We start from the raw sequence: 12,512 nt of genomic DNA on the forward strand, positions 1-12,512 counted from the left end.
TATACAGTAGAAGAAGTCGCTGTTTTCCTTGATATTTCTGAGCAGACGGTCAGAAAGCATCTCAGAGTAAATTTGCTGAAAGGGAAAAAAATAGGAAGACGCTGGCACATCAAAGGCGCTGTCATCAGAAAATTCATCGAAGGTTAGGCAGGAGGAGGATATGGCAAAAAAGGGAATTGGAATAGACATCGGGACGAGTTCGATTAAAATTGTCGAACTCGCGAACATCGGGAAAAAACCCTCGCTCGTCAAATACGGAATCAAGGAACTGCCTTCCGATGTAATTGTCGACAGCCACATAATGGACCCACTCTTGATTACAGAGACAATTCAAAGAATAACAGAGAGTGAAATGATAAAAGCGGGTAAAGTTAACATAGGTCTTCAGGGAAGATCCGTCATGGTAAAAAAGATTGAAACGGAACTGATGAACGACAGCGAATACAGCCATCAAGTCCGATTCGACGCTCAAAATAACTTCCCGTTCGACTTTGAAGACATAGACATAAGCCTGGATTTTCACGTAATCGACAGGAACAAACAGGAGAAAAAGATGGACGTCCTCCTGCTTGCCGCAAAAACTGAAGTAATAGACCAGCAGATCGATCCTCTGTCGGAAAGCGGCATGAAAGTTAACATAGTGGATTACAATCTTTTCGCCCTTCAGAATTGCTACGAAAAAACAATGGGTTCTCTCGGCGGCGGAACAGTCGCGTTCGTTCACTTGGGCGCCGAGTGGTTCTTGACGAGTATTGTTTCGGATGGAAAACCTTTGATAGCAAGAGACACAAACGCAACAGGCACTCTCAAGATTATTCATCAGATGATGCGAAAACTGGGCATTTCCGAAGAAGAAGCAAAAAAGGTTTTAAAGAACGAAACTCCTCCGCCCCCCGATCAGCTTTCCACTGTGACTCTTATATACAACGAGTTCATTACGGAAGTCGCAGACAATATATCAAAACAGGAAGATTCCTCGAACAAGAAAATAGAAAAACTGATCGTTTCAGGAGGCGGAGTTTTGATACCGAGATTGAAACAGGGTCTGGAAGAAACTCTGAAAAAACCCGTAGAGATATTCAATCCGTTTCATGAGATCAGTGTACCCGATCATCACAGGGAAAAACTTGAGACCATAGGTCCCATTCTGTCCATTGCCGCAGGTCTCGCAATGAGAGGATAATAACTAACTTGAGAGGTTTAATATGATAGAAGTAAATCTACTTCGCCAGAAGACGATGAAAAAGAGACCCAAGGCTCAAAAAGGGCCTTCGGGAGGAGGAGCGGGAAACATTCTTCCTGTGGTCCTCGCATTTCTCATCGTCCTTATTATTTTACCGTTGGTCTTTTTTTTCCAGCAGATGCGGATAAATTCCGTAAAGAACAGAACAAAGCAGGTTCAGGGAGACATATCCAGGATGGCGGAAGAGCTTGAAGCCAGAAGAGAAGCCCAGAAGACCCTGGAAGGTCTTCAGGAACAGGAAAGACTCCTGAGAGAGAGAATAAACATAATAGCCTCGCTCAATTCCGGAAGAACCGCATACGTACATCTGCTTCAGGAAGTGTCAGACAGATTTCCTCAATACACTTGGATATCTTCCCTGACAGAATCAAACGGATCAGTCACAATAACAGGACTTACACTCTACGATGTTGTTCTTCCTCACCTCTGGGACGGTTTGGGTGAATCCCCGTACATAAACAACATACAGATTGAAAGTTGGGCATTGACAAACATCAGCGATCAGACTGCGGTTTCTTTTGTTCTCACGGCAAGCCTTCTCAAAACAACCTTGATTCAAACCGGAGGCGCACAATGAACAACAGGGTAATAGCCGCACTTATTTTTCTTCTCGGGATTGTCGGCGCCGTCGTTCTTTTCTTTTACATGCAGTATAATCCGTACAAAAGCGCCAACAATCAGTTAAAGCAAAAACTTGAAGTGAAAAGAGCTTACGAGGACTCGCTCAGACAAGTCGTAGATGTCAGTGAGAAAATAGAATACTACAAAGCGCTTTTGAAAAGCATGGAAGGTCTTCTCGCCAAAGCAGAAGCTATGGTTCCGAAAGAGGCGGACAGGAACGATATATGCGCCCTGCTGATAGAACTCTCTCATCAGGCAAACGTGACAATAGTGTCATCGACCCCTTCGCCGCCGATGTCTTCAGCGGACGGCTCCGGAAGCTTCATGATACCGGTTTCCCTGAACGTGGAGGCGACTTATCAGACCCTGGGCAAATTTCTGGAATTTCTTGCCAACAATCAGCGTATTTTAAAGCTTTCCTCTCTCAGCATGACTCCGTCTTCTTCAAAAACAGGCTTCATAAACGCATCACTGATTGTCAACGCTTATTATCTGCCCGTAGGAGCCGCCCAAACTCAAGCTCCCGAACAATGGAACTGAAGGGAAGGTGGTAAAAATGAAAAAAACAATCATGTTAACCGCAATATTTACCGCCGTTTTTCTATGCGGCTGTAAGAACAAAGGAGACATAATATCGGGGACAATAGGCCAGGCGGCAGAAGTGGTCTCTCACACATCAACAGGAAGAGTTCAGCAGAACGGTACCCAGCAGTCTGACACTTCAGTCAACCTCGGAAGCCTCAGCAATCAGATATCTACCGAGGAAATAGAACAGATGCTCGCCACCGAAGAATTCTATTTCACGAGTTCGAGAGATCCTTTTAATTCCCCTCTTTCGTCTCTGGAAAGGTCCAACCTTCTGAATCCTCAGGAAGGCATCCTCGAAGGGGTCATATCCGGTCCGAGAGGACTTCTCGCCATAATAAGGAGCACAGACGGCAAGCACTGGCTTCTGAGAAAAGGAGACAGGGTCAGCGGAGGCAACGTCGCTGAAATAACACCAGAAGCAGTAACTTTCGCTCTCGAACATTACGGTCAAATTTCAAGAGTAGTCATAAGAAGAGAAAACGCAATAAACCAGGAGGAGCAGTGAAAAAATATTTTTTGACTGCCGTTTTGATGTTATCAGCTTTCGCTGTGCTTTCGGCATACAACATAAACGAAATTGAAATAGCGCCCGCGTACTCGGGAGCTCAGATAACAATCAAAACAGACAGACTCGGTTCTTACAGGGATTACCAGTCCGGAGACAACATAGTCGTAGATTTTTACGGAGCGACGAACAATCTCAGAGCCGCCGCCTTCCCTTATGTTGACAGAGGTTCAATTGTGGGAATCGGAATTGCCGATTTCTCGTCCAGCGACATAATCAGAATCGTAGTCGAAACCAAGGGTTTAAAAAGCTACAATGTCTCGACTTCGGGCGGAAATCTTGTAATAACAGTTGAACCCGTTGTTTCTGCCGGAAGTTTCAGCGTCTGGAGAGCCACGGAGAGCATCACGAATCTCGAATACGCCGATTTTTCGTTCGGCGGTCTGCCGAGCGGCTCCTTTGTCGGCTCAGGCGGACTGATAAGCATGAATCTCGACAAAGCCGATATAACAACGGTTTTAAGGGCAATAGCCGATTACAGCGGCAGGGATATAATTGCGGCTCCCAACATTGCGGGAACCGCCACTCTGAGACTCAACAACGTGACATGGTGGCAGGCGCTTCAGGCGATCTGTCATTCTCACGGCCTCGGTATCTCGGAAGAGAACGGCATTCTTCTTGTCGGCAGTCAGGGTGATTTCGACACGTGGAGAGAGGCTCAGGAAAGCGCCGAGAGAGTCATATACAGGGTTTACACTCTTCAGTATTCGACTCCTGGCAACGTCCAGGGTTCGATCGCCTCGCTTCTTTCGGCAAAAGGCACCATACTTCAGGACTTGAGGACCAATTCAATAATCGTCAGCGACATTGAATCCCGTCAGTCGGCAATTCAGGAAATGATAAACATGCTCGACAAACCCACTCCCCAGGTCGAGATTGTCGCCAAGATAATCGACATAAACATGGATGCTTCGAGAAGTTTGGGCGTAAACTGGAGTGTCATAGGAATGAACATTTTCGATCAAACATCCATAAATTTTGGTGACTCAGTCTCGTCAAGACAACCTGGCATGCTAAATATAAGCATAGGTCAGGTATATGATCAAGTGACAATAAATGCCATAATAAACACGATGGAGACTGAGGGTCAAGCCAAGACCATAGCGAGCCCTCACGTCACAGTACTCGACAACAATCCGGCGACCATACTTGGCGGAAAAAGATTCGGAGTTCCGGTCAGAGGATCGGACGGATCCGTAACAATACAGTTCTACGACGCAGGCACGAGGCTTGAAGTCACACCACACGTCAACGCCAACGACGAGATTACTCTCGAAATAAAGACTGAGCTTTCGGACGTCGACGTCGCGTCCGTACAGGAAGGCAAACCGATAATAACAACACACGAAGCTACGACCAACCAGAGGGTCATGGACGGCGAAACCGTTGTTCTCGGAGGGTTCGTAACCGAGTCTGAGAACGAAAACGAGAGCGGAATCCCCATTCTCAGAAGCATTCCCATTCTGGGATGGCTTTTCAAGACGAGAAGCACTTCGACCACTCAGCGCGAGGTTCTGATATTCATCACGCCTCACATTTTGAGACCGAACATAACTCCCGCTTCTATACAATAAAAACGATAAAAGGGGCTCTGCCCCTTTCTTTCTTGGGGGCTTTTGCCCCCTTTTTTTTACCGGCTTTTCCGAACGCTTTCAAACTCCCGATTTTTATTGAAATGAAAAGGTTTTATTGTTAAATACAATATATGAAATATCAGATTTATTTTTCAATAATATCTTTAGCCGGAATCGGTTCCTCTTTTTTTTCCAACCTCGACCCAACACCATACAATAAAATAAACCGGGTCGTCTCCCTGCCGGACACCCTTTATGCCCATCAAAAGGTCTTCATACCCCCTTATTACGGAGATTTTACCGAATTGACTTTGCTGTACAACGGAACCGGCATCACCGCAACGAGACTGGACGGAACAAATTCATTCGAGGTACCCGCTTTACCCGAAGACACTGTTGTAGCGCTTGTCGAGATAAAAAGCCGCTTCACACTTCAGATTGACACTGTGACTGTCGTATCGGAGAGATGGCTCGAGTTTTTTCTCGATCCCGAACTGCAGTTCTCAATACTTTGGGAAGGAGCAAGACCTCTTGTTTATTCACTCGTGTCGAGCGGAAAATCCCAGTCTCCGACCAGCGCCGCACACACGAAGATTTTCGATAAAAAGCCGAGTTCGGAGTTTTACGACGGGGGTCTGATGCGCTGGTGGATGTCCATTCAGAGAACTCACAACGTCAAAGTTATTACCGACAGCGGGGAAGAACGATTTTTCCCGGTCCTCGAGAACGGAACACACGCACCTTTGGCCGGGACTTATCATCAGGTCGGCAGTCAGGCGAGCCACGGATGCATAAGAAATCCTCTCGCGAAACAGTACTACGATGTCCTCGAAATAGGAGACCGGGTCGAAATGCATTACAGGAATTCAGGGTCAACTTTCAGACACGAAAGGATAAACGGAGCGTACAGATTCGTCAACTGGGAACCCGTATTGACAGTGGACTCCTCGCTTTTGAAATACGTCGAAGAAGCCCGATTTAGAATTATAAAGGAATTTGAATTAAATCATTGATTCAAGGAGGTAAAATGAAAAAAATAATTTTTCTGGCGATGTTCTCCGCGCTCATCATCGCCTGTTCTTCGAGAAGAGTTACGAGAATTGACACCGACCTAGTAACGGACGTCAGCGGCAGATGGAACGACACCGATTCCCGACTCGTCGCTCAGAAAATGATATCGGAGTGCCTGGGAAGCTCGTGGCTGACAAGATTTCACGACCGCTACGCAGACAAGCCGACAATAATTGTCGGCAACGTCCAAAACAGGAGTTACGAGCACATCGACGCTACGACTTTCATGAAAGATATAGAAAGGGAATTTGTCAACAACGGCGAGATAAGAATTGTCGCTTCCGTTTCGGAAAGAAACGACCTGAGGGACGAAAGATGGTCTCAGCAGGGATTCGCATCTCCCGAAACGAGAACCGCTCTCAGAAACGAATACGGAGCCCAATACATGATGATGGGGACCATTACTTCCATTATTGATGAAGCTTCAGACGTCAGGGTTGTTTACTACCAGATAGACCTCGAATTGCTCGACATAGAAACCACAGAGAAAGTCTGGATGGCGACGGAAAAGATAAAAAAAGTCATCGAATAACATTCACAAATGAAAAAGCACCTTCTGAAAATAATTCTTCCGACTTTTCTTTTCTTGTCCGCTTTATCGTGCGCTTCCAGCAAAACGAGAATGGAACCCCTCACCCGATACATGTATCGGGGTGAATATTCAGAAGCTCTGTCAGTCTATGACAGCTTAGGCATAAAAGACGAAAACGCGGTTTCTCTCGATTACGCCAACAGGGGTCTGCTTCTTCATTTATCCGGCCGCTACGAAGAAAGCAACGGCGAATTGGAGCTTGCAGAAAGATACATGGACAGGATACTCAGGAGCAATTTCAAACAAACGGTTTCTTCATACATAATAAACGAATATTCCCTGCCATACTCCGGCGAGGATTACGAAAACATAATGGTCAACTTTTACAAAATGTTCAACTACGCTTTACTCGGTTTGCCTGAAGAAGCGCTGGTCGAATGCAGAAGAATAGACTACAAGCTCAATCTTCTAAATGATATGTACGAAGGTTCGGCGACTTACACAGATGACGCTTTTTCCCGATACATGGCGGGGATTTTCTTTGAAAGCGAAAAAATGTACGACGACTGTTTCATAGAATATTTCAAATCATACAGAATATACGAAGACCTGTACTCCGAGAAATACTCCACTTCGATTCCATCCTCGCTTGTAGAATCGTTGAAAAAAGCAGCCGTTATGACGGGCAGGGAGAATGATGTTCCCTTCCTTTTCAGGGAGAAAACCCGGCCGATCACCTCCGGTCAAGAAGCGGATTCTTTTTGCGAGTTCATTTTCATACTCGAAGCCGGTCAGCTTCCTTACAAAGAAGAGATCGTATCGTACGCGACGCTTGAAGACGGAAAAATTCTTTCAGTAGCCCTTCCGGTCTTGATACCTGCGGAGACTCAGATTTTCGGGGGAACGATGCGAACAACCGATCGTTATTCTGAAATTGAGATGGTCCAGAACCTCGGCTCAATCGCTGAAATCAGCCTTAAAGACCGCGGCGGAAGGATTTTAGCGAGAGCCGTAGCAAGAGCCGGCCTTAAATATCTGGCTCAGCAGGCCGGCGAGAAAATCGGCGATGAAATTGCCGACGATGACGATTCGTTTCTCGGAGATCTTTTTTCGGGCATAATCGGAATTTTTTCAGCGGCGACAGAACATGCGGACCTGAGAGGCTGGACGCTTTTACCCGACAAGATTTTCCTCGGAAGAATATTTTTCACCGGGGCCGACACTGTAATAAATGTGACAATACACATAGCCGGACCCGGAGATATTTCATTCGTCTATCCGGTCGAATTCACCCGTGGAGGAACAGTTTTTACAAAAGAGAGGATCTGGTTCTAAAAACGTCTAGAGAAAATATTCCGCACCTTCTCTGGCGGCCCAGGTTTCAGGGAGAATGGTTTTCCCTTTCTCTTCCATGGCTCTGATTTTTTCATCGTCGTATTCCGGATTCAGATGAAAAAGGACAAGTTTTTTGACTTTGGCTTTTTTCGCGTGAGCGAGAACATATCCCAATGAAGAGTGCCCGAATCCCTGATGCAAGGGATAATCATCATCGGTGAACTGACAATCGTGGAACAGAAGATCCGCGCCTTCTATGAAATTGCATATTTTTCTGTCTCCTCCAACATAATTCTCCGTGTCGGTGACGTAACAGAATGTCTTTTCTCTTTGAGTTATTTTGTATGAGAAAGAACCGCCCTTCGGATGAGAAAAATTTTTATGCATTGTCATGACAATGTCATTCCGGAGAGGTTTGTAGTCTTCGTTTTTGTTTCTTATCACAATAATATCTTCCGATCCTGCAGGCAGAATTATTTTGTCCCATTGATTTATCGAATTAACTGTTATTTTCGCCGCGACGTCTTCGATAAAAAATGCCGCGAGAGGCGATGAGAACCAGGTGGAAATAATGTCCGCCAGCTTGAGGTCAAAAAGATCCGGACCAATAACGTCAATCCTTTTCCCCGAAAGCCACAACGGCTTGAAAAAAGGGAGCCCCAATATGTGATCGTGATGAGTGTGGCTCAAAAAAATCAATATCCTTTTTTTATTATCATTCTCTTTTTCCAGCTTTTTTCCGAGAGGTATGATTCCGCTTCCCGCATCAAAAATCAGCAATCTGCCGCCGATTGAGACTTCCACACACGAAGTGTTGCCCCCGTAATAGGCAAAGTCGCTTCCGGGAGTGGGATAGCTCCCTCTGACACCCCATATTCTAACCTTGAAATCATTTTTATCAGGCAATATCCACCTCCTGATATATTCTATACTTCTGCTGCATCAAGTCAAACATTTCATGCAATTAATTTTTCCCCTTCAATTTTACATCAGAAACTTGACAGTTTTGACATAATTCTATACTTTTATCAGTTAAAGATGACATATTTATATGCGCATTGTTTTTCCTGTTGATTTGACGAAGTGTTAGATTTTGATTTGTCTTACATAGGAGGATTTTTTCTGTGCTTGTAAACTTCGATAAAACAGAAGCTAATTTCGAAACCGACGATATAGACACTGATATTTATAGTAATTCCGAAGGAATTACTAGTACTAATTCCGAAGGAATTACTAGTACTAATTCCGAAGGAATTACTAGGGTAAATTCTGAAATTACAATAAATAATTCTGACGAAATCGAAAATGAAAAAAAGAAGATCGAAAACGAAAATATGGAATTGAACAAAAAATATAAAGAGCTCTATGAAACCTATCTGCGCTCATTGGCTGATTTCGAAAATTTCAAAAAAAGAACAAGAAAAGAATCCTTGAACAATTACAGGTCAGGTCAAACAGAGATTTTAAAAGACATTCTCGATATTTCCGACGATTTTGAAAGAGGAAGGGAATTTTTAACTAACTGTAAAAACGAAAACGAATTTTTAACCGGACTTGAACTTATAGCGAACAAGTTCAAAAATCTCCTCGTTTCGCACAATACATTGTGTTACGGAGAATGCGGAGAAGATTTTGATCCGAAGATCCACGAGGCCGTCGCTTCAGAATGCGTCGATGACCCGGAAATGGACTGCAAAATAATCAAAATTATAAGAAAAGGCTTCATTAAAGAAGACGAAATTCTAAGACCGGCTCAGGTCATCGTCGGCCGTTTCGATAACGATTTCGAAGAAAAGCTTGAAAACACCGCAGAAAACAAATGAATAAAATATTTATAAAGGAGCTGTTATGGCAAACGAAAAAATAATCGGCATAGACCTCGGGACGACAAATTCCTGTGTTGCGGTCGTTGAAGGCAACGAACCTGTAGTAATTCCAAATCCGGACGGGGAAAGGACCACTCCTTCTGTAGTCGGATTCACAAAACAGGGCGAAAGATTAGTCGGCCTCCTGGCAAAAAGACAGCAGACCACCAACGCTAAAAACACAATATATTCAATAAAAAGATTTATGGGAAGACGCATGGAGGAAGTGAACAGGGAAAGAGACCTTGTGCCGTACGAAATAATTGACGGCGGCGCTGCCGGAGTAAAAGTATCCGCTATGGGAAAAGAATACACGCCTCAGGAAGTATCATCCATGACACTGCAGTACCTGAAAAAATCGGCAGAAGACTACCTGGGTACAAAAATCTCAAAAGCGGTAATTACCGTACCCGCATACTTTAATGACGCACAGAGACAGGCCACTAAAGACGCAGGCAGAATTGCGGGATTGGAAGTTATGAGGATTATCAACGAACCAACGGCAGCTGCTTTGGCTTACGGCTTGGATAAAAAGAAAAACCAGAAAATCGCCGTGTACGACCTTGGAGGCGGCACTTTCGACATAAGCATTCTTGAAATCGGTGACGGGGTTTTTGAAGTGATATCAACTAACGGTGACACTCACCTCGGCGGGGACGACTTCGATCAGAGGATTGTCGATTTTGTCGCTGAAGAATTCATCAAAACCGACGGTATCGATCTCAGAAAAGACCCTCAGGCTTTGCAGAGGCTCAGAGAAGCCTCTGAAAAAGCGAAACGCGAACTATCCACCTCGCTCGAAAGACCGATACAACTTCCGTACATTACAGCAGACAGCACTGGCGCCAAACATCTCGACATAACGCTGACAAGAGCTAAATTGGAATCACTCGTCGAAGATCTCGTCAAAAAAACTCTCAGGCCCTGCGAACAAGCCCTTTACGACGCTAAACTTTCACCCGCCGACGTTGACGAAGTAATCCTCGTCGGTGGAATGACGAGAATGCCGAAAGTTCAGGAAACGGTGTCGAATTTCTTTTCCAAGGAACCTCACAAAGGTATAAATCCCGACGAAGTGGTGGCTATAGGAGCCGCTATACAGGGAGCGGTTCTGGCAGGAGATGTAAAAGATGTTCTCCTCCTCGACGTCACTCCTTTATCGCTCGGAATAGAAACCCTCGGCGGGGTCATGACAAAAATAATCGAGAGAAACACGACAATACCGACAAAAAAGAGCCAGATATTCAGCACCGCAACAGACAATCAGACAAGTGTGACTATTCACGTCCTTCAGGGAGAAAGAGAGATGGCTTCCGACAACAGGACCCTGGGAAGATTTGATTTAATAAGCATACCCCCCGCACCGAGAGGTATACCTCAAATCGAGGTCACGTTCGATATCGATGCGGACGGAATCCTGCACGTCTCGGCAAAAGACCTGGCGACATCGAGAGAGCAAAAAATAAGAATAGAGGCCGGAACTGGCATAAACGAGGACGAGATAAACAGAATGGTCAGAGAAGCAAAAGAGCACGAAACTGAAGACAAGGAAAAGAAAAAACTGATTGAAGCGAAAAACCAGGCCGACAACCTCATATATACGATAGAAAAGACTATGAGAGAAAATTCATCCTCTGTAACTACTGAAGAAAAAAACCAGATCCTTTTCAGCATAGAAGAACTGAAAAAAGCCATTGCGAGCAACGACCTTATCTCAATCAACAACGCCATCAGCACTTTGACGACCAATTTCAATCCGATAGCCCAAAGGCTGTATCAGCAGGAAGCAAAACAAAACGCCCCTGAACAGGGTGAACCCGAAAAAACCGAACAAAACAAGGATTCGTCCGAAAGCGACGCGGACTTCGAAGTGATAAACGACGGTCAGCAGAAATAATCCGGATCCGGTAATAATTTGCAAAGTCACAACGCACAGAAAAAAAGAGACTATTACGAAGTTCTCGGCATAGCGAGAACCGCTTCCGAAGACGAAATCAAAAAATCGTACCGTTCTCTCGCAAAAAAATACCATCCCGACCTCAATAAAGGCGACGAAAAACAAGCGGCTGAAAAATTCAAGGAAATCAGCGAGGCATACGAAGTGCTGATGGATAAAAACAAACGCGCACAATACGACAGGTTCGGTCACGAGGGACTTTCCCAGAGCTTCGGTCAAAACGGATTCTCCATGAGAGATTTCACTCACATGGACGATCTGAACGACATATTTGGAAGTTTCGGTGGCCTGGAAGACATTCTCGGATCTTTTTTCGGAGCTTCACCCGGTTTCAGAAACAAAAAACAGAGAAATCCTTTCTCTCCCCAAAGAGGAAAAAACATTGAGATTTCTTTGAAAATGCACCTGAAAGAGATGAATTCAGAAATCCTGAAGACCATATCTCTTTCAAGGCACGAAAAATGCGAGGACTGTTCGGGTGCCGGTTACAAGGACAAAAACGACAAACAGAAATGTTCCGTTTGCCAGGGCTCCGGCTATGTTAAAAAATCCGTCAACACAATGTTCGGAAGGATGGTATCTACGACGACATGCCATAAATGCGGCGGATCGGGTTCAGAAATCAAAAATCCCTGCACCAAATGTCTCGGCGAGGGAGTTCTCAGCGTATCGTCCAAAGTCGAAATAAACCTGCCAGCCGGCATAATCCCTGAAGAAGGCCCCTACGTCCTTAGAGGTGAAGGAAACGCCGGAAAATCCGGCGGAGATAGGGGCGACCTCATTATAAACATCCAGGAAATACCCGACGACATCTTTCTGAGGTCGGGTAGAAATGTTCTTTGCAGGTTTCCGGTCAGTATGAACGCACTCGCGACGGGAGATAAAATTAAAGTCCCGACTATCGAGGGAGACGTATTGATGACTATACCCCAGGGCACTCAGACGGGGCATGTATTCAGGTTGAAAAACAAAGGGCTCCCCCATCCGAGAAAAAATCAAAGAGGAGATCAGCTCGTTGAAGTGGTCGCCTGGACTCCTCAAAATATGTCAAAAAAGGCCAAAGATCTTTTCAAAGAGCTCGGGGGAGAAATCGCTGAAAACACACCTCCACCTTCGAGAAAACTATTCAACATAGATTGACCCCTGCAAAAATCAGACCTC

General features: G+C 45.1%; 13 protein-coding genes. 12 read left to right on the plus strand and 1 reads right to left on the minus strand.

The window, feature by feature from the left end; genetic code table 11:
* The 9 genes from JXL83_02910 to JXL83_02950 form a co-directional block, all read left to right on the plus strand.
* On the plus strand, positions 1 to 147 hold a 147-nt coding region (locus tag JXL83_02910; protein MBN2363062.1), incomplete at its 5' end, for a helix-turn-helix domain-containing protein.
* Positions 148 to 160: 13 nt separating this feature from the next.
* Entirely contained in the window at positions 161 to 1,183 is a 1,023-nt protein-coding gene (gene pilM / locus JXL83_02915) for a type IV pilus assembly protein PilM (GenBank protein ID MBN2363063.1), read from the plus strand.
* A 22-nt stretch (positions 1,184 to 1,205) separates the two neighbouring features.
* The gene (locus tag JXL83_02920) at positions 1,206 to 1,820 is read left to right on the plus strand and encodes a PilN domain-containing protein (GenBank protein MBN2363064.1); all 615 of its coding nucleotides are present in this window, start codon (positions 1,206 to 1,208) and stop codon (positions 1,818 to 1,820) included.
* Positions 1,817 to 2,404 (plus strand): type 4a pilus biogenesis protein PilO, encoded by a 588-nt coding sequence (pilO, locus tag JXL83_02925; GenBank protein ID MBN2363065.1) that lies wholly within the window; start codon positions 1,817 to 1,819, stop codon positions 2,402 to 2,404. Before JXL83_02920 ends, pilO begins: the two co-directional genes overlap by 4 nt.
* A 16-nt stretch (positions 2,405 to 2,420) precedes the next feature.
* Positions 2,421 to 2,957: a hypothetical protein gene (locus tag JXL83_02930; protein ID MBN2363066.1), complete on the plus strand. Its 537-nt coding sequence runs from the start codon at positions 2,421 to 2,423 to the stop codon at positions 2,955 to 2,957.
* Complete coding sequence (locus JXL83_02935; GenBank protein MBN2363067.1) at positions 2,954 to 4,591, plus strand: AMIN domain-containing protein; 1,638 nt, start codon at positions 2,954 to 2,956, stop codon at positions 4,589 to 4,591. The genes JXL83_02930 and JXL83_02935 overlap by 4 nt, the downstream gene beginning before the upstream one ends.
* 131 nt (positions 4,592 to 4,722) lie before the next feature.
* Positions 4,723 to 5,604: a L,D-transpeptidase gene (locus JXL83_02940; GenBank protein ID MBN2363068.1), complete on the plus strand. Its 882-nt coding sequence runs from the start codon at positions 4,723 to 4,725 to the stop codon at positions 5,602 to 5,604.
* A gap of 14 nt (positions 5,605 to 5,618) precedes the next feature.
* On the plus strand, positions 5,619 to 6,194 hold the full coding sequence (locus JXL83_02945) for a penicillin-binding protein activator LpoB (protein MBN2363069.1): 576 nt from the start codon (positions 5,619 to 5,621) through the stop codon (positions 6,192 to 6,194).
* A gap of 9 nt (positions 6,195 to 6,203) precedes the next feature.
* Positions 6,204 to 7,529, plus strand: a complete 1,326-nt coding sequence (locus JXL83_02950) for a hypothetical protein (GenBank protein ID MBN2363070.1) — start codon at positions 6,204 to 6,206, stop codon at positions 7,527 to 7,529.
* A 6-nt stretch (positions 7,530 to 7,535) separates the two neighbouring features.
* On the opposite strand, the gene JXL83_02955 is transcribed toward JXL83_02950, so the two are convergent.
* The gene (locus JXL83_02955; GenBank protein ID MBN2363071.1) at positions 7,536 to 8,435 is read right to left on the minus strand and encodes an MBL fold metallo-hydrolase; all 900 of its coding nucleotides are present in this window, start codon (positions 8,433 to 8,435) and stop codon (positions 7,536 to 7,538) included.
* A 218-nt stretch (positions 8,436 to 8,653) separates the two neighbouring features.
* Between JXL83_02955 and JXL83_02960 the strand changes: the two genes are divergently transcribed.
* The 3 genes from JXL83_02960 to dnaJ are packed head-to-tail and all read left to right on the plus strand — an operon-like array spanning position 8,654 to position 12,491.
* Entirely contained in the window at positions 8,654 to 9,352 is a 699-nt protein-coding gene (locus JXL83_02960) for a nucleotide exchange factor GrpE (GenBank protein MBN2363072.1), read from the plus strand.
* A 25-nt stretch (positions 9,353 to 9,377) separates the two neighbouring features.
* Positions 9,378 to 11,291 carry a molecular chaperone DnaK gene (dnaK, locus tag JXL83_02965; GenBank protein ID MBN2363073.1) on the plus strand — a complete coding sequence of 638 codons (1,914 nt, stop codon included), beginning with the start codon at positions 9,378 to 9,380 and terminating at the stop codon, positions 11,289 to 11,291.
* Between the two features lie 18 nt (positions 11,292 to 11,309).
* The gene (dnaJ, locus tag JXL83_02970; GenBank protein ID MBN2363074.1) at positions 11,310 to 12,491 is read left to right on the plus strand and encodes a molecular chaperone DnaJ; all 1,182 of its coding nucleotides are present in this window, start codon (positions 11,310 to 11,312) and stop codon (positions 12,489 to 12,491) included.
* Positions 12,492 to 12,512 lie beyond the last annotated feature (21 nt).

The sequence above is a fragment of the candidate division WOR-3 bacterium genome, assembly GCA_016934535.1.
GTDB lineage: Bacteria > SDB-A > SDB-A > SDB-A > SDB-A > JAFGIG01.